The 24,754-nt window shown below is 31.8% G+C and carries 36 protein-coding genes; 5 read left to right on the top strand and 31 right to left on the bottom strand.

All coding sequences use genetic code 11. The features are described from left to right. Window positions 1-60: 60 nt before the first annotated feature. The 18 genes from rpsN to rpsL form a co-directional block, all read right to left on the bottom strand. Window positions 61-330, bottom strand: a complete 270-nt coding sequence (rpsN, locus tag G6N05_RS06750; protein WP_091314321.1) for a 30S ribosomal protein S14 — start codon at window positions 328-330, stop codon at window positions 61-63. Window positions 331-333: 3 nt separating this feature from the next. Beyond that, window positions 334-885 (bottom strand): 50S ribosomal protein L5, encoded by a 552-nt coding sequence (rplE, locus tag G6N05_RS06745; protein WP_091314324.1) that lies wholly within the window; start codon window positions 883-885, stop codon window positions 334-336. Window positions 886-887: 2 nt separating this feature from the next. Next, entirely contained in the window at window positions 888-1,202 is a 315-nt protein-coding gene (gene rplX, locus G6N05_RS06740; protein ID WP_091314328.1) for a 50S ribosomal protein L24, read from the bottom strand. Between the two features lie 11 nt (window positions 1,203-1,213). Further along, entirely contained in the window at window positions 1,214-1,582 is a 369-nt protein-coding gene (rplN, locus tag G6N05_RS06735) for a 50S ribosomal protein L14 (RefSeq protein ID WP_091314332.1), read from the bottom strand. Between the two features lie 2 nt (window positions 1,583-1,584). Further along, window positions 1,585-1,842 carry a 30S ribosomal protein S17 gene (gene rpsQ / locus G6N05_RS06730; protein ID WP_166125940.1) on the bottom strand — a complete coding sequence of 86 codons (258 nt, stop codon included), beginning with the start codon at window positions 1,840-1,842 and terminating at the stop codon, window positions 1,585-1,587. A 17-nt stretch (window positions 1,843-1,859) separates the two neighbouring features. Next, window positions 1,860-2,051 (bottom strand): 50S ribosomal protein L29, encoded by a 192-nt coding sequence (rpmC, locus tag G6N05_RS06725; RefSeq protein ID WP_091314340.1) that lies wholly within the window; start codon window positions 2,049-2,051, stop codon window positions 1,860-1,862. Between the two features lie 12 nt (window positions 2,052-2,063). Beyond that, complete coding sequence (gene rplP, locus G6N05_RS06720; RefSeq protein WP_166125938.1) at window positions 2,064-2,483, bottom strand: 50S ribosomal protein L16; 420 nt, start codon at window positions 2,481-2,483, stop codon at window positions 2,064-2,066. Between the two features lie 20 nt (window positions 2,484-2,503). Continuing rightward, entirely contained in the window at window positions 2,504-3,244 is a 741-nt protein-coding gene (gene rpsC, locus G6N05_RS06715) for a 30S ribosomal protein S3 (RefSeq protein ID WP_166125936.1), read from the bottom strand. An 8-nt stretch (window positions 3,245-3,252) separates the two neighbouring features. After that, on the bottom strand, window positions 3,253-3,663 hold the full coding sequence (rplV, locus tag G6N05_RS06710) for a 50S ribosomal protein L22 (RefSeq protein ID WP_166125934.1): 411 nt from the start codon (window positions 3,661-3,663) through the stop codon (window positions 3,253-3,255). A 6-nt stretch (window positions 3,664-3,669) separates the two neighbouring features. After that, window positions 3,670-3,948, bottom strand: a complete 279-nt coding sequence (gene rpsS / locus G6N05_RS06705; protein ID WP_091314356.1) for a 30S ribosomal protein S19 — start codon at window positions 3,946-3,948, stop codon at window positions 3,670-3,672. A gap of 6 nt (window positions 3,949-3,954) precedes the next feature. Continuing rightward, window positions 3,955-4,779 (bottom strand): 50S ribosomal protein L2, encoded by an 825-nt coding sequence (gene rplB, locus G6N05_RS06700; RefSeq protein WP_166125932.1) that lies wholly within the window; start codon window positions 4,777-4,779, stop codon window positions 3,955-3,957. Window positions 4,780-4,788: 9 nt separating this feature from the next. Beyond that, window positions 4,789-5,079: a 50S ribosomal protein L23 gene (gene rplW / locus G6N05_RS06695; protein ID WP_166125930.1), complete on the bottom strand. Its 291-nt coding sequence runs from the start codon at window positions 5,077-5,079 to the stop codon at window positions 4,789-4,791. Window positions 5,080-5,087: 8 nt separating this feature from the next. After that, entirely contained in the window at window positions 5,088-5,717 is a 630-nt protein-coding gene (gene rplD, locus G6N05_RS06690; protein WP_166125928.1) for a 50S ribosomal protein L4, read from the bottom strand. After that, window positions 5,717-6,334 (bottom strand): 50S ribosomal protein L3, encoded by a 618-nt coding sequence (gene rplC, locus G6N05_RS06685; RefSeq protein ID WP_166125927.1) that lies wholly within the window; start codon window positions 6,332-6,334, stop codon window positions 5,717-5,719. Before rplC ends, rplD begins: the two co-directional genes overlap by 1 nt. Window positions 6,335-6,538: 204 nt before the next feature. Then, window positions 6,539-6,844 (bottom strand): 30S ribosomal protein S10, encoded by a 306-nt coding sequence (gene rpsJ / locus G6N05_RS06680; RefSeq protein ID WP_091314374.1) that lies wholly within the window; start codon window positions 6,842-6,844, stop codon window positions 6,539-6,541. 11 nt (window positions 6,845-6,855) lie between these two features. After that, window positions 6,856-9,012 (bottom strand): elongation factor G, encoded by a 2,157-nt coding sequence (fusA, locus tag G6N05_RS06675; RefSeq protein WP_166125925.1) that lies wholly within the window; start codon window positions 9,010-9,012, stop codon window positions 6,856-6,858. A gap of 11 nt (window positions 9,013-9,023) precedes the next feature. Further along, window positions 9,024-9,500, bottom strand: coding sequence for a 30S ribosomal protein S7 (gene rpsG, locus G6N05_RS06670; protein WP_091314380.1), 477 nt, complete (start codon window positions 9,498-9,500; stop codon window positions 9,024-9,026). Window positions 9,501-9,526: 26 nt separating this feature from the next. Then, window positions 9,527-9,913: a 30S ribosomal protein S12 gene (gene rpsL / locus G6N05_RS06665; protein ID WP_091314384.1), complete on the bottom strand. Its 387-nt coding sequence runs from the start codon at window positions 9,911-9,913 to the stop codon at window positions 9,527-9,529. A gap of 208 nt (window positions 9,914-10,121) precedes the next feature. On the opposite strand from rpsL, the gene G6N05_RS06660 reads away from it, so the two are divergent. Both G6N05_RS06660 and rlmB read left to right on the top strand, forming a co-directional pair. Continuing rightward, window positions 10,122-11,777 carry a BamA/TamA family outer membrane protein gene (locus tag G6N05_RS06660; RefSeq protein ID WP_166125923.1) on the top strand — a complete coding sequence of 552 codons (1,656 nt, stop codon included), beginning with the start codon at window positions 10,122-10,124 and terminating at the stop codon, window positions 11,775-11,777. A gap of 91 nt (window positions 11,778-11,868) precedes the next feature. Further along, the gene (rlmB, locus tag G6N05_RS06655; RefSeq protein WP_166125921.1) at window positions 11,869-12,606 is read left to right on the top strand and encodes a 23S rRNA (guanosine(2251)-2'-O)-methyltransferase RlmB; all 738 of its coding nucleotides are present in this window, start codon (window positions 11,869-11,871) and stop codon (window positions 12,604-12,606) included. 67 nt (window positions 12,607-12,673) lie between these two features. Here the strand turns inward: rlmB and G6N05_RS06650 are convergent, their stop codons facing one another. Continuing rightward, window positions 12,674-13,453, bottom strand: a complete 780-nt coding sequence (locus tag G6N05_RS06650) for a rhomboid family intramembrane serine protease (RefSeq protein ID WP_166125919.1) — start codon at window positions 13,451-13,453, stop codon at window positions 12,674-12,676. A gap of 110 nt (window positions 13,454-13,563) precedes the next feature. On the opposite strand from G6N05_RS06650, the gene G6N05_RS06645 reads away from it, so the two are divergent. Then, entirely contained in the window at window positions 13,564-14,841 is a 1,278-nt protein-coding gene (locus tag G6N05_RS06645; protein WP_166125917.1) for a replication-associated recombination protein A, read from the top strand. Window positions 14,842-14,876: 35 nt separating this feature from the next. On the opposite strand, the gene G6N05_RS06640 is transcribed toward G6N05_RS06645, so the two are convergent. The 8 genes from G6N05_RS06640 to G6N05_RS06605 form a co-directional block, all read right to left on the bottom strand. Then, window positions 14,877-15,749 (bottom strand): tetratricopeptide repeat protein, encoded by an 873-nt coding sequence (locus tag G6N05_RS06640; RefSeq protein WP_166125915.1) that lies wholly within the window; start codon window positions 15,747-15,749, stop codon window positions 14,877-14,879. 24 nt (window positions 15,750-15,773) lie between these two features. Continuing rightward, entirely contained in the window at window positions 15,774-16,448 is a 675-nt protein-coding gene (locus tag G6N05_RS06635; RefSeq protein ID WP_166125913.1) for a hypothetical protein, read from the bottom strand. Continuing rightward, window positions 16,448-17,134, bottom strand: a complete 687-nt coding sequence (locus G6N05_RS06630) for a YjjG family noncanonical pyrimidine nucleotidase (protein WP_205729745.1) — start codon at window positions 17,132-17,134, stop codon at window positions 16,448-16,450. The genes G6N05_RS06635 and G6N05_RS06630 overlap by 1 nt, the downstream gene beginning before the upstream one ends. 3 nt (window positions 17,135-17,137) lie before the next feature. Further along, window positions 17,138-17,623, bottom strand: a complete 486-nt coding sequence (locus G6N05_RS06625; RefSeq protein WP_166125911.1) for a hypothetical protein — start codon at window positions 17,621-17,623, stop codon at window positions 17,138-17,140. Next, entirely contained in the window at window positions 17,616-18,983 is a 1,368-nt protein-coding gene (locus tag G6N05_RS06620; RefSeq protein ID WP_166125910.1) for an ABC transporter permease, read from the bottom strand. The genes G6N05_RS06625 and G6N05_RS06620 overlap by 8 nt, the downstream gene beginning before the upstream one ends. Continuing rightward, on the bottom strand, window positions 18,980-19,609 hold the full coding sequence (locus G6N05_RS06615) for an ABC transporter ATP-binding protein (protein ID WP_166125908.1): 630 nt from the start codon (window positions 19,607-19,609) through the stop codon (window positions 18,980-18,982). Before G6N05_RS06615 ends, G6N05_RS06620 begins: the two co-directional genes overlap by 4 nt. A 237-nt stretch (window positions 19,610-19,846) precedes the next feature. Next, on the bottom strand, window positions 19,847-21,085 hold the full coding sequence (locus G6N05_RS06610; RefSeq protein WP_166125906.1) for a GTP-binding protein: 1,239 nt from the start codon (window positions 21,083-21,085) through the stop codon (window positions 19,847-19,849). A gap of 2 nt (window positions 21,086-21,087) precedes the next feature. Then, on the bottom strand, window positions 21,088-21,435 hold the full coding sequence (locus G6N05_RS06605) for a MerC domain-containing protein (protein WP_166125904.1): 348 nt from the start codon (window positions 21,433-21,435) through the stop codon (window positions 21,088-21,090). An 86-nt stretch (window positions 21,436-21,521) separates the two neighbouring features. On the opposite strand from G6N05_RS06605, the gene G6N05_RS06600 reads away from it, so the two are divergent. Beyond that, complete coding sequence (locus G6N05_RS06600; protein WP_166125902.1) at window positions 21,522-21,950, top strand: Fur family transcriptional regulator; 429 nt, start codon at window positions 21,522-21,524, stop codon at window positions 21,948-21,950. Between the two features lie 6 nt (window positions 21,951-21,956). Here the strand turns inward: G6N05_RS06600 and G6N05_RS06595 are convergent, their stop codons facing one another. The 3 genes from G6N05_RS06595 to radC all read right to left on the bottom strand — a co-directional run bounded on the left by G6N05_RS06595 (window position 21,957) and on the right by radC (window position 23,711). Beyond that, complete coding sequence (locus G6N05_RS06595; RefSeq protein ID WP_166125900.1) at window positions 21,957-22,427, bottom strand: hypothetical protein; 471 nt, start codon at window positions 22,425-22,427, stop codon at window positions 21,957-21,959. Window positions 22,428-22,574: 147 nt separating this feature from the next. Next, window positions 22,575-22,982 carry a GxxExxY protein gene (locus tag G6N05_RS06590; protein WP_166125898.1) on the bottom strand — a complete coding sequence of 136 codons (408 nt, stop codon included), beginning with the start codon at window positions 22,980-22,982 and terminating at the stop codon, window positions 22,575-22,577. A 45-nt stretch (window positions 22,983-23,027) separates the two neighbouring features. Beyond that, window positions 23,028-23,711: a RadC family protein gene (gene radC, locus G6N05_RS06585; RefSeq protein ID WP_166125896.1), complete on the bottom strand. Its 684-nt coding sequence runs from the start codon at window positions 23,709-23,711 to the stop codon at window positions 23,028-23,030. 103 nt (window positions 23,712-23,814) lie between these two features. Here radC and G6N05_RS06580 point away from each other — a divergent pair, with 103 nt between their 5' ends. Beyond that, the gene (locus G6N05_RS06580; protein ID WP_166125894.1) at window positions 23,815-24,465 is read left to right on the top strand and encodes a DUF1287 domain-containing protein; all 651 of its coding nucleotides are present in this window, start codon (window positions 23,815-23,817) and stop codon (window positions 24,463-24,465) included. 54 nt (window positions 24,466-24,519) lie between these two features. Here G6N05_RS06580 and G6N05_RS06575 read toward each other — a convergent pair whose 3' ends face one another. Beyond that, window positions 24,520-24,717 (bottom strand): hypothetical protein, encoded by a 198-nt coding sequence (locus tag G6N05_RS06575; protein WP_166125892.1) that lies wholly within the window; start codon window positions 24,715-24,717, stop codon window positions 24,520-24,522. Window positions 24,718-24,754 lie beyond the last annotated feature (37 nt).

Genomic DNA, 24,754 nt, shown 5'->3' with positions numbered 1-24,754 from the left:
GAACCTTTAATCAATTAAAAATTATTTTTTGGTTTGCAAAAGTAATAAACTTTTACGAGACTACCAAGAAGCTTTTTTAACTCCTGGTATTAACCCTTGATTAGCCATTTCACGGAATGTTACACGTGAAAGACCAAATTGACGCATGTAACCTCTTGGTCTACCAGTTAATTTACAACGATTGTGTAAACGAATTGGCGAAGCGTTTTTAGGTAATTTTTGTAATGCTTCATAATCTCCAGCTTTTTTCAAAGCTTTTCTTTTTTCAGCATACTTATCTACAACAGCTTGTCTTTTAACCTCACGGGCTTTCATTGATTCTTTAGCCATAACTTAGTTCTTTTTGAAAGGTAAACCTAATTCAGTTAATAATGATTTTGCTTCTTTATCTGTTTCAGCAGATGTAACAAAAGTAATATCCATCCCTGAAATTTTGTTTACTTTATCAATATCAATTTCTGGGAAAATGATTTGCTCAAGTACACCTAAGTTATAATTACCTCTTCCATCAAATCCAGTAGATTTAATTCCACCAAAATCTCTTACACGTGGTAAAGATGAAGTAATAAGTCTATCTAAAAACTCATACATTCTTTCTCCACGTAAAGTTACTTTAGCACCAATTGGCATACCTTTTCTTAGTTTGAATGAAGCAACGTCTTTCTTAGAAATTGTAGCTACAGCTTTTTGACCAGTAATTTTAGTTAACTCTTCAACAGCGTAATCTACTAATTTTTTGTCAGACACAGCAGCACCAACACCACGGCTAATAACAATTTTTTCCAATTTTGGAACTTGCATTACATTTTTGTAACCAAATTCTTCTTTCAAAGCAGCAACTATTCTGCTTTTATATTCTTCCTTTAGTCTTGGTAAGTATCCCATAACTATATAACTTGATTAGATTTTTTTGAAAATCTTACTTTTGTTTCTCCATCCATTCTAAAACCAACTTTAGAAGTCTCTTTAGTTTTAGAGTCTACTAACGCTAAGTTAGAAATATGAATAGGAGCTTCTTTTTTCACGATTCCACCTTGTGGGCTTTTTGCACTTGGTTTCGTATGTTTTGAAACCATGTTTAATCCTTCCACTACAGCTTTGTTTTTATCGCGAATTACACGTAAAACTTTACCTTCTTGTCCTTTATGATCACCAGCATTAACTCTTACTAGGTCTCCTGATTTTATTTTAATTTTCATCATTTCTTTGAGAATTAAAGCACCTCAGGTGCTAATGATACAATTTTCATGAATTGTTTTTCACGAAGTTCTCTAGCTACTGGACCAAAAACACGAGTACCTCTCATTTCACCACCTGCATTTAATAACACACATGCGTTGTCATCAAATCTAATGTATGAACCATCGGCTCTTCTCACTTCTTTTTTGGTACGTATTACAACTGCAGTTGATACAGATCCTTTTTTAACATTACTGTTAGGAGCTGCGTCTTTGATTGAAACTACAATTTTATCACCTACAGATGCGTAACGACGTTTCGTTCCACCTAGAACACGGATAGTCAAAACTTCTTTTGCTCCTGTGTTATCTGCTACTTTTAATCTTGATTCTTGTTGTACCATAATTACTTAGCTCTTTCAATGATTTCAACTAATCTCCAACATTTTGTTTTACTTAAAGGACGCGTTTCGCTAATCTTTACAGTATCACCAATATTACAGTCGTTTGTTTCGTCGTGTGCAACATATTTCTTAGTTTTTAACACGAACTTACCATACATAGGGTGTTTTACTCTTTTTGTTTCTGAAATAACAATAGATTTATCCATTTTATTACTAGTAACAACACCAACTCTTTCTTTTCTTAAATTTCTTTTTTCCATCTTTCAGCAGAATACAATTATTGTAACTCTCTTTTAGTAATTTCAGTTGCAATTCTTGCTACTGATCTTCTTAATGTTCTCATTTGAAGCGGATTCTCGATTGGAGAAATAGCATGAGCCATTTTAAGGTCGTTATACGTTTTCTTTAACTGAACAAGCTTAGCTTGTAAGTCAGCTGCAGATAGATTATTTATTTCAGATTGTTTCATAATTAATTTTTATTATGCTTCGAAATCTCTAGCAACGATAAACTTAGTTTTTACAGGAAGTTTTTGTGCTGCAAGACGTAATGCCTCTTTAGCTACTGAGATAGGCACTCCACCTACTTCAAACATAATTTTTCCTGGTTTTACAACAGCAGCCCAATATTCGACTGCCCCTTTTCCTTTACCCATACGTACCTCAAGTGGTTTTTTTGTAATAGGCTTGTCTGGAAATATTTTGATCCATAATTGACCCTCTCTTTTCATGAAACGTGTTGCAGCAATACGAGATGCTTCAATTTGACGAGACGTGATAAAAGAAGAATCCATAGATTTAATACCAAACATTCCGTTTGAAAGGATGTGCCCTCTTTGAGAGTTACCTTTCATTCTTCCCTTTTGTACCTTACGATATTTTGTTCTTTTAGGTTGTAACATTTTGTCTTTTATTTAAAAAATTACTTTCTTTTGCGTGGAGCTGGTTTACCGCCTTTTCCTTTTGAATCAAAACCACCTCTTTCAGTTGATTTAGGACCTTTTTTGTCCATACCTACTAAAGGAGAAAGATCTCTTTTACCATAAACTTCACCCTTCATTATCCATACTTTGATTCCCATTCTACCATAAGTAGTGTGAGCTTCAGATAATGCATAATCAATGTCTGCTCTGAAAGTTGATAATGGAATTCTTCCTTCTTTGAAGCCTTCTGAACGAGCCATCTCTGCACCATTTAAACGACCAGAAATAAGAACCTTAATTCCTTCTGCGTTCATTCTCATTGCTGCTGCGATAGCCATCTTAATAGCTCTTCTGTAAGAAATACGACTTTCGATTTGACGAGCGATTGAGTTACCAACTAAGTAAGCATCTAATTCAGGTCTTTTGATTTCGAAAATGTTGATTTGAATTTCCTTATCTGTAATTTTCTTAAGTTCTTCTTTTAACTTGTCTACCTCTTGTCCACCTTTTCCAATAATAATACCAGGTCTAGCAGTAGTGATAGTAACGGTTACAAGTTTTAAAGTTCTCTCGATAATTATTTTTGATACACTAGCTTTCGTTAAACGCGCATGGATATACTTTCTGATTTTGTAATCTTCGGCGATTTTATCACCGTAATCATTTCCACCATACCAGTTTGAGTCCCATCCTCTGATGATACCAAGTCTGTTTCCAATTGGATTTGTCTTTTGTCCCATACTGTTAATTAATTACTTTGTGTGTTATTGATAGCTCCTAAAACCACTGTTACGTGATTAGAACGTTTTCTAATTCTATGTGCTCTACCTTGAGGTGCAGGACGTAATCTTTTTAACATCATACCACCGTCAACTCTAATTTCTTTTATGAATAAGCCAGCTTCTTCCATATTAGACCCTTCATTTTTAGCTGACCAGTTTGCAATGGCAGATAAAACTAATTTTTCTAATTTTTTTGAAGCTTCTTTTGGACTGAATCTTAAAATATTAAGAGCATTTTCTACCTTCTGACCTCTTACTTGATCCGCAACTAAGCGCATTTTTCTTGGTGAAGAAGGGCAGTTATTTAATTTAGCAAACGCAATCTGCTTGTTAGCTTCTTTTCTTGCGTCAGCTGCTTCTCTTTTACGAACTCCCATGACTTCTTATTTTTTACCTTTATTTTTCGCACCAGCGTGACCTCTAAAAGATCTTGTTGGTGAGAATTCTCCTAATTTATGACCAACCATATTCTCAGTTACATAAACTGGAACGAATTGACGGCCATTGTGAACAGCGATAGTTTGTCCTACAAAATCTGGAATAATCATAGATGCTCTAGACCAAGTCTTCACAACATTTTTATTACCACCTTCTATATTCTCTTGTACTTTCTTTTCTAATTTAAAGTGTACAAATGGTCCTTTTTTTAATGAACGTGCCATATCTTATTATTTCTTTCTACGTTCTACAATATACTTGTTACTCGGGTTAACCTTAGAACGAGTTCTATAACCTTTAGCTGGTAAACCTTTTCTTGAACGTGGATGACCTCCTGAAGAGCGTCCTTCACCACCTCCCATAGGGTGATCAACTGGGTTCATAGCTACTGGTCTTGTTCTAGGTCTTCTTCCTAACCATCTAGTTCTACCTGCTTTTCCAGATACTACTAATTGGTGGTCAGAGTTAGATACTGCTCCAATTGTTGCAGAACAAGTTAACAAGATTAATCTTGTTTCTCCTGACGGCATTTTAATTGTTGCATATTTTCCATCTCTAGCCATTAACTGAGCAAATGTACCTGCCGAACGAGCGATAACCGCACCTTGACCAGGTCTTAATTCGATACAAGAAATAACTGTTCCTAATGGAATTTTACTTAAAGGTAAAGCATTACCGATTTCTGGAGAAGCATCTTCACCTGAAACAACAGTTTGCCCAACTTGTAAACCATTCTGTGCAATAACATAAGTTTTTGCTCCATCTGCATAATATAATAATGAGATAAATGCTGAACGGTTTGGATCGTACTCGATAGTTTTCACATTAGCAGGAATTCCAGCTTTTGTTCTTTTAAAATCAATAATACGGTACTTTTGTTTATGACCACCACCTGTATAACGCATGGTCATTTTTCCTTGACTATTTCTACCTCCAGAGTTTTTTTTCGGTGCGATCAATGAACGCTCCGGCTTATCAGTTGTAATAGTGTCAAAGCTATTTACAACTCTAAAACGCTGACCTGGGGTAATAGGTTTTAATTTTCTAACTGACATTGTTGTATATTAGATATTAGTATAAAAATCTATCGATTCTCCTTCTTTAACTTGAACAACTGCTTTTTTGTAAGCATTTGTTTTTCCACTGATTAATCCGCTTTTAGTGTATTTTACACTTCTATCAGCTCTATAGTTCATTGTTCTTACAGCAACAACAGTAATTCCAAATGTAGCTTCGATAGCTTTTTTGATTTGTACTTTGTTTGCAGTTTTTTCAACTATAAAACCAAAACGGTTAAAAACTTCACCATCTTTAGTTAACTTTTCAGTTACAATTGGCTTAATAATAACACTCATGATCTGAATTATTTACTTAAATTAGCTTCTATCGTTTCAATTGAACCTTCTAAAAGAACTAAACTTTTCGCATTTAAAATAGCGTAAGTACTTAATTCAGTAGAGTTTACAACTGAAGTCGTTTTTAAATTACGAGACGACAAATATACATTTTTATTTGCATCACCTAATATAAATAGAGATTTTTTGTTTTCTAAACCTAAAGAACTCAATACGTTAATGAATTTTTTAGTGTTTGGTGTTTCAAATGTAAAATCTTCAACAACAATAATATTTGATTCTTGAGCCTTTAAAGAGAAAGCTGATTTACGAGCTAATCTTTTTAAGTTTTTATTCAATTTGAATGAATAACTTCTCGGTCTTGGACCAAACACAGTACCACCACCTTTAAATAAAGGAGATTTTTTAGATCCTGCACGAGCAGTACCTGTACCTTTTTGTTTTTTAATTTTACGTGTACTACCTGCAACTTCTGCTCTTTCTTTAGCTTTATGCGTTCCTTGTCTTTGGTTAGCCAAGTATTGCTTTACATCTAAATAAACAGCATGTTTGTTAGGTTCAATAGCGAAAACTGTATCGTCAAGATTTACTTTACGACCTGTTTCTTTTCCAGTGATATCTAAAACTTTTACTTCCATTACTTCTGAATGATTACATAAGAGTTTTTGCACCCAGGTACACACCCTTTAATTACTAAAAGATTTTTGTCAGCAACAACTTTCAATACTTTTAAGTTTTGAACTGTTACATTATCTCCACCCATTCTTCCTGCCATTCTCATTCCTTTGAATACTCTAGAAGGATAAGATGACGCTCCAACAGATCCTGGCGCTCTTAAACGGTTATGTTGACCGTGAGTGGCTTGACCAACCCCACCGAAACCATGACGTTTTACAACACCTTGAAATCCTTTACCTTTTGAAGTTCCCATAACGTCAACAAATTCACCTTCAGCGAATAAGTTTACATCAATTGAATCTCCTAACTTAAACTCCGAATCAAAACCTTGGAATTCAACAACTTTCTTCTTAGCAGCAGTACCAGCTTTTTTGAAGTGACCTTCTTCAGCTTTAACTGTATGCTTTTCAGTTTTGTCATCGAAACCTAATTGAAGGGCTTCATACCCATCAACTTCGTTGGTTCTGACTTGGGTAACAACGCATGGCCCAGCCTCAATAACAGTACATGGAATGTTTTTTCCATTCTCGTCAAAGATGCTAGTCATACCGATTTTTCTTCCGATTAACCCAGACATAAATACATATTAATTAATTAAACATTGATTTTCAGCACACTTGCTGAATTTTTTCAAGGGTGCAAATATATAAATATTTTATTGTTCTCAAAAATAAATGTTAACTTATTTTCAAAAACAACAAAAATGACATATTTTTTCCCTTGAGGATATAAAAAAACCGAGTAGTATTTCAACTCGGTTTTTATTTATTATGAAATAAAGTTATACTTTAATTTCTACTTCAACACCACTTGGTAATTCTAATTTCATTAACGCATCAATCGTTTTTGAAGAAGAACTATAAATATCTAGAAGTCTTTTGTATGACATTAATTCAAACTGCTCTCTAGATTTTTTGTTTACGTGTGGAGAACGTAATACTGTAAAAATTCTTTTGTGAGTTGGTAATGGAATTGGACCAGTTACAACAGCACCTGTACTTTTTACAGTTTTTACAATCTTTTCAGCAGACTTATCTACCAACATGTGATCGTAAGATTTCAATTTTATTCTGATTTTTTGACTCATTTTCTTAAGAATTAGGCGTTACCTTTTGCTTTTTTAATTACCGCTTCTGAAATATTAGCAGGTGTCTCAGCGTAGTGTGAAAACTCCATAGTTGAAGTTGCTCTACCTGAAGACAATGTTCTTAATGTTGTTACATAACCGAACATTTCTGATAATGGCACATCTGCTTTGATAGTTTTAGCTCCGTTTCTGTCACCCATGTCATTCACCTGACCTCTACGACGGTTAATATCACCAACGATATCTCCCATGTTTTCTTCTGGTGTAATAACTTCCATTTTCATGATAGGCTCTAAAACGATAGCTCCAGCAGCTTTCGCTACTTCTCTATAACCCATTCTTGCTGCTAATTCAAAAGAAAGAGCATCAGAATCCACAGGGTGGAAAGATCCATCTGTTAAAGTTACTTTTAAACTATCTACTTGGTATCCTGCTAAAGGACCCGTTTTCATAGCTTCACGGAAACCTTTTTCAACTGAAGGGATATATTCTTTAGGAACGTTACCACCTTTAACAGCATTAATAAACTGTAATCCTTTTGGAATTTTACCGTCAACTTCATCTGCTGGCTCTAATGTAAATACGATATCACCGAATTTACCACGACCTCCAGATTGTTTTTTGTATGTTTCTCTGTGAGTTGCAGTTTTTGTAAAAGCTTCTTTGTATTCAACTTGAGGCTCACCTTGGTTTACTTCAACTTTGAATTCACGTTTCATTCTATCAACCAAGATATCTAAGTGAAGCTCACCCATTCCTGAAATAATAGTTTGACCTGAAGCCTCATCTGTTCTAACAGTAAATGTTGGATCTTCTTCAGCTAATTTAGCTAAAGCCATACCCATTTTATCAACGTCAGCTTTAGTTTTTGGCTCAATAGCAATACCAATTACCGGCGCAGGGAATTTCATAGACTCAAGAATAATTGGGTGTTTTTCATCACACAATGTATCTCCAGTCTTAATATCTTTAAAACCAACTGCTGCTCCAATATCTCCAGCTTCGATGTACTCGATTGGATTTTGCTTGTTAGCATGCATTTGATAGATACGAGAAATTCTTTCTTTAGAACCTGAACGAGTATTTAAAACATACGAACCTGCATCTAAACGACCAGAATAAGCACGGAAGAAAGCTAAACGACCTACGAATGGGTCAGTAGCAATTTTGAATGCTAAAGCAGCGAATGGCTCTTTAACATCTGGCTTACGTAAAATTTTCTTTTGATCCTCTTCTAATAACTCAGCATCATCAGGATGAATTCCTTCGATACCTTCTTTATCCATTGGAGATGGTAAGTATTTACATACTGCATCTAACATGAATTGAACTCCTTTGTTTTTGAAAGACGAACCTGCAATCATAGGAATAATAGCCATATCCATAGTAGCAGCTCTCAACGCATTGTTGATTTCTTCTTCTGTGATAGAATCTGGATCTTCCATGTACTTATCAAGTAAGTTCTCATCATAATCAGCTACTGCTTCAATTAGAATATCTCTATATTCTTTTACTTCAGCAACCATATCAGCTGGAATTTCAATAATATCAAAAGTTGCTCCTTGAGTAGCATCATGCCAAACAATAGCTTGGTTTTTCACTAAATCAACAACACCTTTAAAATCATTTTCCTCACCAATTGGTAATGTAATTGCAACTGCATTAGATTTTAACATATCTCTAACTTGTTGACAAACTGCCAAGAAGTTAGAACCTTGACGGTCCATTTTGTTTACGAATCCCATTCTTGGAACTCTATATTGATCCGCTAATCTCCAGTTAGTTTCAGATTGAGGCTCAACACCATCAACCGCACTAAATAAGAAAACTAAACCATCCAATACACGTAAAGATCTATTTACCTCTACAGTAAAGTCAACGTGTCCAGGAGTATCAATAATATTAAAGTGGTAAGATTGCGATGTTGGCAATACTTTACCTTGTTCAGTTGGGAAATTCCATTCACAAGTTGTAGCAGCAGAAGTAATTGTAATACCTCTTTCTTGCTCTTGTGCCATCCAGTCCATTGTTGCAGCACCATCATGTACTTCTCCAATTTTGTGTGATTTTCCCGTATAGAACAATATACGTTCTGTAGTTGTAGTTTTACCAGCATCAATGTGCGCAGCAATACCAATATTTCTCGTGAATTTTAAATCTCTAGCCATTTCTGTACGAATTAAAATCTAAAGTGAGAGAATGCTTTATTAGCATCTGCCATCTTGTGAGTATCCATTCTTTTCTTAACAGCAGCACCTTCTTCTTTTGCTGCTGCTAAAATCTCTGCAGCTAATTTACCAGCCATAGATTTTTCATTTCTTCTTCTCGTGTAAAGAATTAACCATTTAATTGCCATAGATACTTTTCTATCTGGGCGAATTTGCATTGGAATTTGAAATGTAGCTCCACCCACTCTACGTGAACGAACTTCTACGTGAGGCATAACATTTGTTAATGCATCTTTCCAAATTTCTAATGCTGATTTCTCTGCATCTTGTTTTTTTGTCTCAACTATATCTAAAGCATCATAAAATACTTTAAAAGCAACTGATTTTTTACCATCCCACATTAAGTTGTTTACGAAACGTGTTACCAACTGATCGTTGAATTTTGGATCTGGCAAAAGAGGTCTTTTTTTGGCCTGTCTTTTTCTCATGTCTTTTCTTTAAAAGTGTTAAATAATTACTTTTTAGCTGCTTCTTTAGGGCGTTTTGTACCGTATTTAGATCTACGTTGTGTTCTGTCTTTAACACCTGCTGTGTCTAAAGCACCACGCACAATGTGGTATCTAACTCCTGGTAAATCTTTTACCCTTCCACCTCTAACTAATACTATCGAGTGCTCTTGTAAATTATGCCCCTCTCCAGGAATGTATGCATTTACTTCGTTTCCGTTTGTTAAACGAACTCTGGCAACCTTTCTCATCGCTGAGTTTGGTTTCTTAGGAGTTGTTGTGTAAACACGAGTACATACACCTCTTCTTTGAGGACATGAATCTAAAGCCGCCGATTTACTCTTCTTAGTTATTTTGGTTCTTCCTGTTCTAACTAACTGCTGAATTGTTGGCATAATTAAATTTTAATTAAACTTGTTTATTGTTACCTTATTTTAAGGGATGCAAAGGTAGAAAATATTTTTTATTATCCAAACTCTATTATATTTATTTTTAATTTTCTAACTTTTTGATAACCAATTTATTGAAAAACTCATTCACTAAAGAATATTTTACTATCAAACAACAAAATAAATTCTAGAAAAATTGCGTTATATTTGGGCTATGAAATATTTATTTTTCTTATTTTTATTTTCACCTTATATATATAGTCAGCAGTTTTATTTAAAAATTGAAGGAAGCTCTTCAACTGAAAATAAAATTATTGACAGCATTGGTTATATCAAAACACATAAGGAAATTAAAAATTTATTAGAAACTCAAAACACTTTCAATCAGAAATTATTGAAAATTGGCTATTTGGAAAATGAATTACTCGAAACCAAAAAAACAAATGATAGCAGTTTTACTTTCGAATACAACCTAGGAAGTTTAACTCGTAACATCAAAATTAAAACCGACAATTTATCAAAAGACGTAAAAGAGATTTTGAATCTAACAGCTTCCGAAATCATTCTGCTTTCGAATACAGAAAATTACATCAATGAAAAACTGAATATCCTTGAAAAAAAAGGTTTTGCTCAATCAAAAATCAAATTAGATAATTTCAACAGAACAAACAATCTATTTCAAGCCGATTTAATTATCGAATTGAACCAAGTCAGAAAAATAAATAATTTAGAATTTCAAGGTTATAGTCAGTTTCCTGTCGGAATTAAGAAAGTCTTTTTGAGAAAATACCGTTCGAAACCTTTTAACAAAAGCATCATTAAAAAAATTCATTCCGATTTTAATTCTCTACCATTTGTCACTCAAGTTAAATATCCAGAAGTTTTACTTACGATAGATTCTACAAAAGTGTATTTGTATTTAGAAAAAAGAAAGAACAATAGTTTTGATGGATTTTTAGGTTTTGGAAACAATGAAGAAACTCAAAAATTACAATTCAACGGGTATTTAGATTTAAATTTGTACAACAATTTAAATTCAGGAGAACGTTTCAATTTATATTGGAAAAATGACGGAAACAAACAAAGCACTTTCAATGTAAATTTAGATTTAGCTTATATTTTTAAAAGTCCGATGGCATTAAAATCGAATTTGAAAATTTTCAAACAGGATACTATTTTTCAAAACAGTAGTTTCGATTTCGATTTGGGTTACATGATTAATTACAACACCAAAGTATTTATCGGATACAAAGACAATGTTTCAGAAGCCATTCAAAAAATAGCAAGTTCCGATTTAAAAGATTTAAAATCCACTTTTAACACGGTTACATTTGAGCATAAAAAAATTGATTTTGACGATTCGCTATTTCCAGATAAATTCTCCATATTTACTAAATTCGGAATTGGAAACAGAACTGCAAGTTCCATAAAAACAAATCAGTTTTTTGCACAATTTCAATTTCAGCAACTGTTCGAACTCAACAAAAAAAACTACATTCATTTAAAAAACGATACGTATTTTCTTCAAAGCACGAATTATTACACCAATGAATTGTACCGATTTGGAGGAATTCAATCCATAAGAGGTTTCAACGAAAACAGCCTACAAGGAAATGTATTCAGCGGAATTTTTGCCGAATACCGATATGTAGCTTCTCCTAATTTATATTTTTACACAATCACTGATTATGGTTATTATCAAGATAAAGCCAACAACAGCAAAGATCAACTTTATGGATTAGGCTTCGGATTTGGATTATTAAGTAATGGCGGCTTATTTAATTTAGTTTACGCGAATGGAAATACAGGAAGTCAGACTATAAAACTTTCAAATTCTATTGTGCAAATTAGTTTTAAGACGTATTTCTAAAGAGCCAAGTAAAAAGAGCTGGATTTAAACAAAGCAAAACAACTTTATTATTTTATTTTTTACTTGACCTTAATATTATATCTTTGCACCTATGAAAAACGACAATCAGATTTTTGGAATTAGAGCTATTATTGAAGGCATACATTCGGGTGCACTTATAGACAAAGTATTTATTCAGAAAGAAGCTCAGGGCGACTTAATGAAAGATTTAATGAAAGCTATAAAAGCGAATAATGTAAATTTTAGTTATGTTCCGGTTGAAAAGCTGAATCGTTTTACTTCTTTAAATCACCAAGGAGCGGTGGCAACTATTTCACCAATTGCTTTTCACGATTTAGATACTTTAATTGAACAAACTTTAGAAAGTGGTAAAACTCCTTTGTTTTTAGTTTTAGATCAATTATCTGATGCTAGAAATTTTGGTGCGATTATCAGAACAGCAGAATGTGTTGGCGTAAACGGAATTATTGTTCAAAAACAAGGTTCTGCTCCAGTAAATGGTGATACCGTAAAAACTAGTGCAGGTGCTGTTTTCAATATTCCAATTTGTAAAGTAGACCATATTAAAGATGCGGTTTTTCACTTACAAAGTTGCGATATCAAAACTGTAGCAGCAACAGAAAAAACAGAACATACTATTTACGATATCGACTTTAAAGTTCCTGTAGCGATTATTATGGGTAACGAAGAACGCGGTGTAAACCCATCGGTTTTAAAAGTAGTTGACGAAAAAGCTAAATTACCTATGTATGGAACTATTGAATCTTTAAATGTTTCTGTAGCTTGTGGTGCTTTTTTATACGAAGTGGTGAGACAAAGACTGCTTTAATTTTTAGAAAAATTAATTTACCTATATGACTTATATGATTGAATTTTCAATTATATAAGTCTTTTTTTTACTTCATTTTCAAAAACTCATAAATTACTTTTACTGAAGATTTAAAATACGAATCGACTTCTGTTTCTTCAATAACTTCAGGTTCGGGTTTTGGCGGATTGATGAAATTACCATGTTCATCAAATTGTTTAAAGAAAGGTTTGTCCGATGGATCAAAATCCGGATGTTCCCAATCGTAAAAAATAGGTTTTTCAAATTGTGGTGTTTTTATAAAAATCCCCATTGTTAAACCTGTTACAAAACCTGCAAAATGGCCTTCCCATGAAACGTTACCTTTTAAAGTTTCCGCGTTGGGAAACATATACCAAATGATTCCACCATACAATAATACAATAGTTAACGACAAAGCGACTAATCTGTAATATTTGGATAAAATTCCTTTGAAGAAAATAAAACTTACTAAACAATACACTAAACTACTTGCGCCAATATGATAAGAATTTCTTCCTATTAGCCACGTTCCTATTCCGGAAAATAAAATTCCTATAAACAAGACTTTCCAAAACTGTTGTCGGTAAAAATATTTCAACGCCATTATCAAGAAGAAAATCGGAATGGAGTTATTGAGCAAGTGTTTAAAACTTCCGTGAATAAAAACATGCAATGGAACTCCTCGTAAACCTTTTAATGTTTTAGGCAAAATTCCGAACTCATGCATTTCTGGAAAATAATGTAAATTGGCATAAAAACAAATCCACATTACCATCACAAAAAGTAATGGAAAAAGAAATACCGAAGGCGAAAAATAAAAATTTTTATCTATGGAAGATTTTATCATACAGCATAAAAGTCAAAAATGAAGCCAAAGTAAAAGGTATGTAATTTTGGCATAACATATTAAAATCAAAAAAGATTGTTTCAAAAGATTTCATTGTTTAAATTTGCTTTATGACAACACCTTTAGCAGAAAGAATTCGTCCGAAAACTTTATCGGAATACATAAGTCAATCGCATTTGGTTGGCGAAAACGGCTCGTTAACACAACAAATTGCGAAAGGAATTATTCCAAGTTTAATTTTATGGGGACCACCAGGAACCGGAAAAACTACCTTGGCACAAATTATGGCACAAGAAAGCAAACGTCCATTTTACGAGTTAAGTGCGATTAATTCTGGCGTAAAAGACATTCGAGAGGTCATAGAAAAAGCCAAACAAAGTGGTGGATTATTCACGGCTAAAAATCCGATTCTATTTATTGATGAGATTCATCGTTTTAGTAAATCACAACAAGATTCGCTTTTAGCAGCTGTAGAAAAAGGTTGGGTAACATTAATTGGAGCTACGACTGAAAATCCGAGTTTTGAAGTCATTCCTGCACTTTTGTCAAGATGTCAGGTTTATGTTTTAAATGCGTTTACGAAAGAAGATTTAGAAAATATTTTACATCGAGCAATAGCTTCTGACGCCTATTTGAAAAGTAAAAAAATAGATTTAAAAGAAACCGAAGCTTTATTACGATTATCTGGTGGTGACGGAAGAAAATTACTAAACGTTTTCGAATTAGTGGTCAATGCAACCGAAAGTGATGAAATTGTAATTACGAATGAAAAAGTAATGCAATTGGTTCAGAAAAATACCGTGTTGTATGATAAAACGGGTGAACAACATTATGATATTGTTTCGGCATTTATAAAATCGATTCGTGGAAGTGATCCAAATGGCGCTGTGTATTGGTTAGCTAGAATGATTGAAGGTGGCGAAGATGTGAAATTTATCGCTCGTAGAATGTTAATTTTATCAAGTGAAGATATTGGAAATGCGAATCCGACTGCGTTTATTATGGCGAACAATGCCTTTCAAGCAGTAAGCACAATTGGTTATCCAGAAAGCAGAATCATCTTAAGTCAATGCGCGATTTACTTAGCAACCTCAGCAAAAAGCAATGCGAGTTATATGGCAATTGGAAAAGCGCAACAAGTAGTGAAACAAACTGGCGATTTACCTGTTCCAATTCACTTGCGAAATGCACCAACGAAATTAATGAAGGAATTAGGTTATGGTGAAGAATACAAGTATTCACACGATTTTGCGAATAATTTTGCCGAACAAGAATTTCTACCAACAGACATTTCAGAAACCACCTTTTTTGAACCAGGCGAAAATGCTAGAGAAAGAGAAATCCGTCAGTTTTTAAAAAACAGATGGAAAAATAAATATGGGTATTAGTTAAAACAAAAAAATACTTTTTTCTATAATCTTCATTATTTATTGTTATAGCTATTAATTATATCTTCTGATAAAGCGGGTAAGAAAATTTCTGCTCTTTTCAAATTAATAGTTTCCTTATTTACTTTTGATGTAATAGTTCCATAAATTGTAAAACCTGTTTCTTCCAAACTTTTATAATCTTCATACATTGCAAAAAAAGAATGCGGTAACATCCCAAGTTCAATTTGATTATTGATAAAAGGAATCATGAAATTCCAAAAATCGTTTTTTTGTTTATAAGTATCTCTATTGTGCCACATTATTAACCACATTTCATTAAACCAACCATGCTTTTTAACTAATTCAACGCATTGTTGACTTAAAGCAGAATCTGTTATGTTTTGTAATTTATCAACTGGAATATTTTCACTCGTTAATAATCCGTCATTCATTCTGTTAAACTGATCTAATACAATCATTTTTTCAATTTCAACATAAGCTTCTGGATTTTTCATTTTACTAAACTTCTCTTTTACCAATTCTCGATAGATTGGCAAAATCACGTCTTTAATTTTCACAGAAATGGAATCACTGAAAAGATAATTATAATCTATTACTTCTAATTCACTACCAGCAACAATTGCTTTCTTAACTTCTTTTATACCCTTTTTAAACTTATTAAGTTTAAAAAAAACAGAAGCTTTCGACATATAACTATGTCCGTAAATATTAAAATTAGGATGTTTTTTAGCATATTTAATTGCTAGATCAAAATACTTTATTGCTTCTGAAAAATTATTGCTTTTTTCAAGATTTCTAGCTTTATCTAAATTTAATAAATAAGTATCGAACTCATTTTCTTTAATTTGAGAAAACGATATTGACAATACAAATAATGTTATTCCGAAGGAAAGTAGAAATTTCATGTGAAAATTTAAAATATTTTTTTTTTAAAACAAAAACTCTTCCACCACTAATTTATCATTCAAATAGTATTCGAAAACACCTCTGTTTACTAACTTCGTAAACACACCTTTTACTCCAAACTTATCAGCAATAAAAATGTTAGGATTTGTTGTTTTATAAATTTGTAATATTACTTTTGGCGTAGCATCCATAACGGCATATCCATTAGCAATTTCAACGAATTGGTATTTTACATTAGTATTAGTAATTATTTCTGAAGGCGATTCCGTCACTTCTTTCTTTTGAATTACAACTGGTTTGTATTTCTTCAATTCAGGACTTAACAACTTTATTACTTCAATAAAAGCTGCTTGCGATTCTTTTTCTCTGCTTTTAACATCTGCCGTTTCAAACAATATGTTATTCTTACAATCTTTAATTTGAAGCTTTACTTTCGTTACAAATACATTACTGTCATCAACCAAAACACCAGTTAAAGCATTACATCTGTTTTGAGCGATTTCGATTGGCAAAATCTCATCTTCAAAATAAACTTGATAATTGTTGGATGTCAAAATGGCTTTTAACATATTATTTATGTTATGAGAGTTTTTCTTTTCCTGAAAATCATATTTGCTAGAAATAAGAATAGTTTGCTTTTTTTGAGCAAATGACCCAATTGTAAAAATTGTAATTAATATTAGTAAAATCTTCTTCATTATAATATGTTTTTTAACTGAGTTAATTTTTGAATTTGGATAATTTGTTCGTGAGAAACATGTTCATTTGCTGGATTAAAATACACGGCTTTCATCCCAAAATTCATCGCACCTAAAACATCAGCTTCGATACTATCACCAACCATAATGCTTTGGTTTTTTGAAGCATTTGCTAACGACAAAGCGTATTGAAAAATATTTTGGTGTGGTTTTTTATGTCCGGATAATTCTGAATTTGTAACCGTAACAAAATATGCAGCTAAATTACTTTTTTGCAATTTTGCTTCTTGTGCAAATGAAAATCCGTTGGTAATTATGTGTAATTTATAATTATCTTTTAAGTATTCCAACGTTTCAATTGTACCATCAATTAAATGGTTATTGGTTGTTAAATAGTCAATAAACAAATTGGAAATAGTATTAATTTCTTCTAAAGTCACTTCATAATTAATCGCTTCAAAAGCATCTTTTAATCGGTTGGTGCGAAGTGATTCTTGGTCTATTTCGTTTCTTTCATACAATTTCCAATACGCTACATTAATAGGATTGTATGTTGTAATAAATTCTTGGGAATCAATATCTAAATTCAACTCATGAAATATCTTTTCAAAAGCTAAAGCTGAATTTTTTTCAAAATCCCAAAGCGTATGATCTAAATCGAAAAATATGTGTTTAATTTCGTTCAAGATTTAATTTCCTTTTACAATTTCGGCATTATCACAATTGTAAATCCAATCTTCTACGTCATTTTCATTCGGACGAAAAGTTCCTCTAATTGTCAAATACGTATCTGTTTTTAGTTTAGGAGTGGCTCCTTTAAACTTAATTCCCATAATGGTTTCTGGTCCCGATTTCCCGCAGAAAAAACAAGACGCAAATACGTTTTTACTCAACGCATAATTTTTATTGTCAATTGGCACAATAAAACCACTCATTACGATAGTTTTCTTGGCTAATTTTTTCAATTTCGTATTTATAATTGGAAAATCGACTTCGCCGTACGACGCGTGTTTTTTCTTCATGTATTTAATTTCTCCTAACATTTTCCATGTTAAAGTATCGGTAGCAACAAATTTATTTGAAGATTTGAAAGTTGTTACTTCACTTTCATTTTGAAAACTGAATAAGAAAACGCCTAAGAATAAGGCCATCATTAATTTTACCGAATTACGCATTTGCTAATGTTTTTGATATATTTAATGTATATGCTTTTATGGCAGGAATAAGCGCTGCAATTAATCCGACTAATAAGGTTAAACTGAATAAAAGTCCTTCTTTTTCCCAAATGATTTCCATAGGATTAAATCCTAATTTAAAATCTGATTCTGAGGCTTTCGACAACAGAACTATTCCTACTCTACCCAAAATTGTGCCAAATAAATAACCTACTACACAAAGCAAAATACTTTCGTATAAAACTACCAAAAGCAATTGATGTCTTTTGGCTCCGTTCACACGCATTAAGGCAAATTCAGCTTTTCTTTCTTTTAAGGTATTGAATAAAGCAATGAAAATTGAAATTCCAGAAATTAACATAATTCCGAAAGCTAAATATTTTAAAGCATTTAATCCTACTCCAAACATATCGAACAATCTGTTCATTTGATACGTTGGTAAAGCCGCTTGCATTTTAGTGTTTTGTGCAATTAAGTTGGGCCACATAAACACGCCCATTTTATTTTTAAATTCTATTAAAACCGATGTGATTTCCATATTTGGTTCATCGATAGTCATATCCGATTCGTGTTCATCATGCACGTGACCTTCTTCACCGTGAGCTGGATTTTCAGCAACTTCTTCGTGTTCTTCATGAACATGTCCTGGTTCACCGTGAGCTGGATTTTCTGCAACAACTTCCTCTTCATTATGTATATGTCCTTCTTCACCATGAGCAGGATTTTCGGCAACTTCTTCATGACCTTCTTCATGATGCATTTGCCAAACTGTTGGAATATTCGATAAAATTAAATTATCAATTACTTTTCCGGTTTTTGAAGCAATTCCTACAACGATATATTCTCCGTGTTCGTGTACTTCTCCTTCTGCCGCACTTCCGTGTGTTCCTTTAAAAGTATCGCCTCTTTTTAAATTCAATTTTTCGGCTACATCTGCTCCAACAACCACTTCGAAATTGTGTTCAAACACTTTTCCGTCAGCTATTTTTGCTTGATATTTTTCTAAGTAATCTGGTGTAGTTCCAACAATTTTAAAACCTACATAATTATCACCATACGCTAATGGAATAGCTTTTTTCACGTACGGATGTTTCATCCAAACTTTTACAGAATCGTAACTAATATTTCCTGTGGGATCATCTACTTGATATACTGAAGACAACACTAATTGCAAAGGACTTCCTTGCGCACCTAAAACCAAATCGACACCATCTAAATTGCTTTGGTATTTTTCTTCGAATTGTTTTTCTACCAAAATTAAAACTGTTATTATCGCCACTGAAGCCGTTAACAACAAAATACTTAAAATGGTATTTAAAGGTTTAAACCAAATGTTTTTCCATGCTAACTTTCCGATCATACCATTGTAATTTGATTGGTGAATTTTTCTTTAATTCGACTATCGTGCGTAACAATAATTAAAGCTGTTTTGTATTCTTTTGATAAAGTTTCTAATAATTCAATAACATTTTCAGCATTTTTATCATCTAAACTTGAAGTTGGCTCATCTGCTAATAACACTTTTGGTTCGTTCATTAAAGCACGAGCAATAGAAACTCGCTGTTGTTGCCCTACACTTAACTGACTTGGCAATTTGTGTGCTTGTTCTGAAATATCTAGTTTTTGCAATAATTCTTTAGCTCTAACCTTGTGCTTTTTTCCTGTGGCCAACCAACTTGCCATTTCTAAATTTTCCAAAACAGAAAGCGAAGCAATAAAGTGCGATTTCTGAAAAACCACTCCGATATTTTTACCTCTAAACTTGTCGGCTTTACTTCCTTTTAGATGTGTAATTTCTTTATTATCAATATGAATTTCGCCAGAATTGGGTTGTAACAATCCAGCTAAAATATGTAAATATGTAGTTTTTCCTTTTCCCGAATTACCGGTAACTAAAATCGTACTTCCTGCCTGACAGAATAAATCGGGCATAATGAAAGTTTGGTCTTTGTTATAAGAAAATGTTATGTTTTTTGTGCTTATCATGTATAACATTATTTTTTGAACCGCAATATAAGAAGAAAGGAAGAAAAGACGAAAATATTAACTTTTTTTTCGCTTCTGCGGAGGAAAATTTATAACCAATTAACTAAGCTCTCCGCAAAAGACTGAAAAAAACATCTTCAAACAAATAAAACACAAAACCCTTTAACAAGATTTTTAAATACTAAAATTTTAGAATCTATTTATAGATAGAAAAAAATCTAAAAAAATTATTAATTTTTAATCATAAAAACTTACTGTTTTTTCCCTTTCAGAGAAAAAAGGATTTACCACAGGAAAGTTATCATTATTTGGAAAGAAGCCATCTTGTAAATCCATGATTTCATTTTCATTACATAAGCACGTTTCTAGTTGCTTTTTTATTTCAGAAATATTCATTTGAATACCTATAAAAACAATTTCATTTAAACGATCACCAAAATCTAGCGACCAACGTTCTTCAATAATATCTTGATTATCTATAAAGTTAGGATATTCTATACGCTGCGAAAAAGGCATGCTTGCCCACCATACTCCAGCACCTTCAGCTTTAGTTGAACCACCAGCTTGACTCCAATTTAACGCTTGCTTTGGACGTGATGCTATCCAAAAAAGACCTTTACTACGAATGATAGAAGCAGGAAAATCTTCAATGAAGTTTAAAAATCTCTGTGGATGAAATGGACGATGATCTCTAAACACAAATGAGTTTATACCATATTCTTCTGTTTCAGGTGTATGAATTCCTTCTAATTCTTGAATCCATCCAGCTGACATTTCAGCTTCTTCATAATTGAATAATCCTGTATTTAATATTTCAGACGGATTAATTTTTCCAAATTGAGAATGAACAATTTTCGCTTTAGGGTTTAATTTTTTAATTGAATTTTTCAAAAGAATAATTCTTTCAAGAGTAACTAAATCTGTTTTATTTAAAACTATAACATTTGCAAATTCAATTTGATCAACCAATAAATTAACAATTGTTCTTTCGTCACCTTCTATATCAGTAGCGTTGATGTCTTTTAATGTTTCAGCTTTACCAAAATCTATAAAAAAGTTAAAAGCATCTACAACAGTTACCATAGTATCTATATAACTAAATTTAGATAAATCTATTTCACCATCATCACTAATAAAAGTAAAGGTTTGCGCCACAGGAATAGGTTCAGAAATACCTGTACTTTCAATTAATAAATAATCGAAACGATTTTCTTTAGCCAATTTTTCAACCTCAAGCATTAAATCTTCTCTTAATGTACAGCAAATACAACCATTACTCATCTCTACTAATTTTTCCTCAGTTCGAGAAAGTGTCATTTCATCTTTAACTAAACGAGCATCTACATTTACTTCGCTCATGTCATTAACAATAACTGCTACTTTTAAACCTTCTTTATTATGTAGAATATGATTTAACAAAGTTGTTTTTCCAGCGCCTAAAAACCCCGATAAAACTGTAACTGGTAATTTTTTCATTCTTAATGTTTATGATTTTTAAAGTTTAATAAATGTCCGACAATCATACCAACACCACCAAAATAAAGCAGTAAACTGTGATAATGAAAAAAAATTGTAATCAAAACACAACCAATAATAACAGACATTGAAATAGATAAAATTAACTTTATATATAATTCTGTATTAGTTTTTAGTATTTTTACAACAGCAAACAAACCAATTAATGCAAAAATTAAATCAACATAGTGATTGTGAGTAATACCGATTGGTATAAATGTTACTAACGGAAACAATAAACAATGAATTAAGCAAAGTGACGCGCTTGATACACCAATATAATCTAAAGAATGTGTAATCTGTTTTTTCATTTTAATTGTTGTTAAATGCAATTATGTTGCAAATATAAAATTATTTTAATTAACCACAACAATGTTGCGTTTATAATTTTGAATAAATGAAAAAAATAATAATTAGAGAGCGTAAATCATCTACAAAAACAGAAATATTAAAATTACTTTCTGATAAAAAAATTGCATTAAGCCATAAAGAATTTCAAGAATTTTTCGGCAATAATATAGATAGAGTAACCATCTACAGAGCACTTGACAGACTTGTACTTGAAGGAAAATTGCATAAAATAGCGAACTTTGATGGTGTAATTCTTTATGCGTTATGTTCTGAATGTGAAAATGAATTACACGCACACGAAAACAACGGAGCACATAAAAACCATCATCATGAACATGTACATTTTAATTGTGTTGTTTGTAAAGAAACTACGTGCTTAGAAAACCTAATTCCAAGAATAGACATTCCTGATGAATATGAAGTTAAAGAAACTCAAATATTAGTGAATGGTGTATGTAAAAAATGTAAAGACTAAAATATTTTAAAATTCATAATCCTCAACTTGTAATCCTTTTTCTTCATCATGATAAATCGCTAACGAACCATCAATAAAATCGAAATGAATGAAATTTTCATTTCTGTTTTCGTAATCAACAACTGTGTTTACGGACAATAAAGGCGTTTTAATTTTCTCTTTCCAAATCGTAGCTTGACTAACATCAATTCTTTTCAAAGAAAGCACATCTTGAAATTTGGCAGCCAACGCTTTTTGTTCGTCTTCAAAGTTATAGTTTGTTAGAACAACATAACCATTATCTTCTTCATTAATTTTAAAAAAATACGTGGTAGTTTTATCAAAAACGATTTCGATAGTATCCACAAAAACAAACTTTTCTTCTGGATTCACTAAGTTGATCCAAAAATGATAAAATATGGATGTGATGTTTTGATGCTTTTTTATTTGAGAAACCAATTCTAAATCTTGATTGGTAAATTGATATAATTCGTTCATTTCTTATTCTTTGTTTAATTTGCAAAAATACGTTTTCTATTTTTCTTATCATTGCATAGGTACGCAGATTTTTATGATTTTACTGATTCTTTTAATATTGTATTGCGCATATTTGATTAACAATTTTTTAAAAATTGTAACGCAGATTTATTCATTCAACTGATTCAAATTTATTTTTCTATCGTTAGTAAACACAATTCTTTTAAATTCAGGTTTTTCACCGAAATTTAAAATTAAACCTACTTCTATTTCTGTAGATTTTAAATAATTATACAATTGACTCGAATGACAACTTAATAAAAACTCTGTTGCTTTTAATTCTAAAATTACTTTATCTTCAACAATAATATCCGCAAAATAATTCCCAACTAATTTGTTTTTATAATAAACATTGATTTGTTTTTGAGGTTCAACACATAAACCTAATTCTTGTAATTCAATTAACAAAGCTTTTTCATATACCTTTTCTAAAAACCCAAAACCAAGTGAATTATACACATTATAATATGCTTTTAGTATTTTCTCTGTAATAAACTTATGCTTAAAATTATCCATAATAATCCTTTTATATCTGTAAAATCCTTAAAATCTGTGTACCCATCAAAAAATACCGGCATCTCTAAAACTTAAATACCCAAACTCTGTAATAATTACATGATCTTGAACTATAACATCTAAAGTTTGACCCGCTAATTTTACTTTTTTTGTTAAAAATAAATCAGACTCACTGGCTTGTAATTTTCCTGAAGGATGATTGTGACATAAAATTATGGCGGTAGCATGATATTCGAAAGCGGTTTTAAAAACCATTCTATTATCAACAACAGTTCCGGTAATTCCGCCTTTACTGATTTGCGATTTATGAATCACTTTATTCGAATTATTTAAATACAATACCCAAAATTCTTCATGCGGTAATTCACCAATAATTGGCTGCATAATTTCGAACGTTTTTTTACTTGAAGTAATATGAGGTAATTCCGTTGCGTCTTCAATTCTTCTTCTTCGTCCTAATTCTAAAGCAGCAACAATGGAAATAGCTTTAGCTTCGCCAATTCCTTTAAATTTCGTTAATTGATTAATAGAAAGTTTACTAAGTTGATTTAGATTGTTATTCGTAGAAGCTAGGATTCGCTGACATAGTTGCACCGCACTTTCGTTTCTGGAGCCAGAACCAATTAATATTGCTAATAATTCGGAATCGGATAAGGTAGATTTACCTTTTAGTTGTAGTTTTTCACGTGGACGATCGTCTTCGGCCCAAAGATTAATTGGCGTATACATAAAATTTATTTTGGCGTTTATAAAAACCAAATCTAAATATATTTTTAAGGCTTTCAAAATAAAACGATTAGAAATACGTTTAATTAATTAAAACCACATTGCTATGAACTACATTTTTATTTTTTTCTTTCTATTGAGTTTTACTTCTTGTAAAAAACTAGAAACTGTTTCGGATAACACTATTTTAATTTCCGAAAAGCAAAAAATTACACCAATTGAAAACCCGAATTCTTTTGCAGAAAAATTATCGAATGCGGCCATTTCCATTATTGACAAAGATGTAGTTTACACACCAGATTACATAAAATTAAAATATCCGAATGGAGATGTTCCAGCGAAAACCGGAGTTTGCACAGATGTAATTATTCGTGCTTACAGAAAACTGAATATCGATTTACAGAAAGAAGTTCACGAAGATATGGTAGCGAATTTTACGAAATATCCAAATTTAGAAAAATGGGGTTTGAAAACAACCGATAAAAATATTGACCACAGACGTGTGCCAAATTTAGAAATTTTCTTTGGCAGAAAAGGAAAGTCATTACCAATTACACAAAACGCAAGTGATTACAAAACAGGAGAAATTGTCACTTGGATGATTAATGATAAACTACCACATATTGGTATTGTCACACATTTAAAATCGGAAGATGGTAAACGCAATTTAATTGTCCATAATGTGGGTGGCGGACAAGTTTTACAAGATTGCTTGTTTAGTTATACGATTGTTGGGCATTATCAATATGGCAATTAGACAATTTTCAATGTGCCAATTCAATCCTAACTCAAAACAAATAAGTCCAAAATTTTATTTTTTGAGAAGTATAAAAAACAAAATATAACCCATTAAAAAATAAAAACCTAATAATAAAAACAAGCAAAGAAAAGCAATAAACCTTTCACCTAAATACTCATTTTTATCAGTTAATTTTAACCAATAGTTTTTAATAGCTTTTATTGGATTAGAAATTTGATCTAATAAAATAAAGAAATCTAAAAAGTCCATAAAAATTGTATTTAATTTTAAAACCCTCCAAGAATTT

It is taken from the genome of Flavobacterium bernardetii, assembly GCF_011305415.1.
GTDB lineage: Bacteria > Bacteroidota > Bacteroidia > Flavobacteriales > Flavobacteriaceae > Flavobacterium > Flavobacterium bernardetii.
The sequence above is the reverse complement of the archived record's forward strand: the minus strand, read 5'-3'. Positions and strand labels throughout refer to the sequence as shown.

Bases quoted from the DNA above. Each gene is read 5' to 3' on its own strand.
- rpsN (WP_091314321.1), bottom strand. From the start codon at position 330: ATGGCTAAAGAATCAATGAAAGCCCGTGAGGTTAAAAGACAAGCTGTT.
- rplE (WP_091314324.1), bottom strand. From the start codon at position 885: ATGGGATACTTACCAAGACTAAAGGAAGAATATAAAAGCAGAATAGTT.
- rplX (WP_091314328.1), bottom strand. From the start codon at position 1,202: ATGATGAAAATTAAAATAAAATCAGGAGACCTAGTAAGAGTTAATGCT.
- rplN (WP_091314332.1), bottom strand. From the start codon at position 1,582: ATGGTACAACAAGAATCAAGATTAAAAGTAGCAGATAACACAGGAGCA.
- rpsQ (WP_166125940.1), bottom strand. From the start codon at position 1,842: ATGGAAAAAAGAAATTTAAGAAAAGAAAGAGTTGGTGTTGTTACTAGT.
- rpmC (WP_091314340.1), bottom strand. From the start codon at position 2,051: ATGAAACAATCTGAAATAAATAATCTATCTGCAGCTGACTTACAAGCT.
- rplP (WP_166125938.1), bottom strand. From the start codon at position 2,483: ATGTTACAACCTAAAAGAACAAAATATCGTAAGGTACAAAAGGGAAGA.
- rpsC (WP_166125936.1), bottom strand. From the start codon at position 3,244: ATGGGACAAAAGACAAATCCAATTGGAAACAGACTTGGTATCATCAGA.
- rplV (WP_166125934.1), bottom strand. From the start codon at position 3,663: ATGGGAGTTCGTAAAAGAGAAGCAGCTGACGCAAGAAAAGAAGCTAAC.
- rpsS (WP_091314356.1), bottom strand. From the start codon at position 3,948: ATGGCACGTTCATTAAAAAAAGGACCATTTGTACACTTTAAATTAGAA.
- rplB (WP_166125932.1), bottom strand. From the start codon at position 4,779: ATGTCAGTTAGAAAATTAAAACCTATTACCCCAGGTCAGCGTTTTAGA.
- rplW (WP_166125930.1), bottom strand. From the start codon at position 5,079: ATGAGTGTTATTATTAAGCCAATTGTAACTGAAAAGTTAACTAAAGAT.
- rplD (WP_166125928.1), bottom strand. From the start codon at position 5,717: ATGGAAGTAAAAGTTTTAGATATCACTGGAAAAGAAACAGGTCGTAAA.
- rplC (WP_166125927.1), bottom strand. From the start codon at position 6,334: ATGTCTGGGTTAATCGGAAGAAAAATCGGTATGACTAGCATCTTTGAC.
- rpsJ (WP_091314374.1), bottom strand. From the start codon at position 6,844: ATGAGTCAAAAAATCAGAATAAAATTGAAATCTTACGATCACATGTTG.
- fusA (WP_166125925.1), bottom strand. From the start codon at position 9,012: ATGGCTAGAGATTTAAAATTCACGAGAAATATTGGTATTGCTGCGCAC.
- rpsG (WP_091314380.1), bottom strand. From the start codon at position 9,500: ATGAGAAAAAGACAGGCCAAAAAAAGACCTCTTTTGCCAGATCCAAAA.
- rpsL (WP_091314384.1), bottom strand. From the start codon at position 9,913: ATGCCAACAATTCAGCAGTTAGTTAGAACAGGAAGAACCAAAATAACT.
- G6N05_RS06660 (WP_166125923.1), top strand. From the start codon at position 10,122: ATGAAATATTTATTTTTCTTATTTTTATTTTCACCTTATATATATAGT.
- rlmB (WP_166125921.1), top strand. From the start codon at position 11,869: ATGAAAAACGACAATCAGATTTTTGGAATTAGAGCTATTATTGAAGGC.
- G6N05_RS06650 (WP_166125919.1), bottom strand. From the start codon at position 13,453: ATGATAAAATCTTCCATAGATAAAAATTTTTATTTTTCGCCTTCGGTA.
- G6N05_RS06645 (WP_166125917.1), top strand. From the start codon at position 13,564: ATGACAACACCTTTAGCAGAAAGAATTCGTCCGAAAACTTTATCGGAA.
- G6N05_RS06640 (WP_166125915.1), bottom strand. From the start codon at position 15,749: ATGAAATTTCTACTTTCCTTCGGAATAACATTATTTGTATTGTCAATA.
- G6N05_RS06635 (WP_166125913.1), bottom strand. From the start codon at position 16,448: ATGAAGAAGATTTTACTAATATTAATTACAATTTTTACAATTGGGTCA.
- G6N05_RS06625 (WP_166125911.1), bottom strand. From the start codon at position 17,623: ATGCGTAATTCGGTAAAATTAATGATGGCCTTATTCTTAGGCGTTTTC.
- G6N05_RS06620 (WP_166125910.1), bottom strand. From the start codon at position 18,983: ATGATCGGAAAGTTAGCATGGAAAAACATTTGGTTTAAACCTTTAAAT.
- G6N05_RS06615 (WP_166125908.1), bottom strand. From the start codon at position 19,609: ATGATAAGCACAAAAAACATAACATTTTCTTATAACAAAGACCAAACT.
- G6N05_RS06610 (WP_166125906.1), bottom strand. From the start codon at position 21,085: ATGAAAAAATTACCAGTTACAGTTTTATCGGGGTTTTTAGGCGCTGGA.
- G6N05_RS06605 (WP_166125904.1), bottom strand. From the start codon at position 21,435: ATGAAAAAACAGATTACACATTCTTTAGATTATATTGGTGTATCAAGC.
- G6N05_RS06600 (WP_166125902.1), top strand. From the start codon at position 21,522: ATGAAAAAAATAATAATTAGAGAGCGTAAATCATCTACAAAAACAGAA.
- G6N05_RS06595 (WP_166125900.1), bottom strand. From the start codon at position 22,427: ATGAACGAATTATATCAATTTACCAATCAAGATTTAGAATTGGTTTCT.
- G6N05_RS06590 (WP_166125898.1), bottom strand. From the start codon at position 22,982: ATGGATAATTTTAAGCATAAGTTTATTACAGAGAAAATACTAAAAGCA.
- radC (WP_166125896.1), bottom strand. From the start codon at position 23,711: ATGTATACGCCAATTAATCTTTGGGCCGAAGACGATCGTCCACGTGAA.
- G6N05_RS06580 (WP_166125894.1), top strand. From the start codon at position 23,815: ATGAACTACATTTTTATTTTTTTCTTTCTATTGAGTTTTACTTCTTGT.
- G6N05_RS06575 (WP_166125892.1), bottom strand. From the start codon at position 24,717: ATGGACTTTTTAGATTTCTTTATTTTATTAGATCAAATTTCTAATCCA.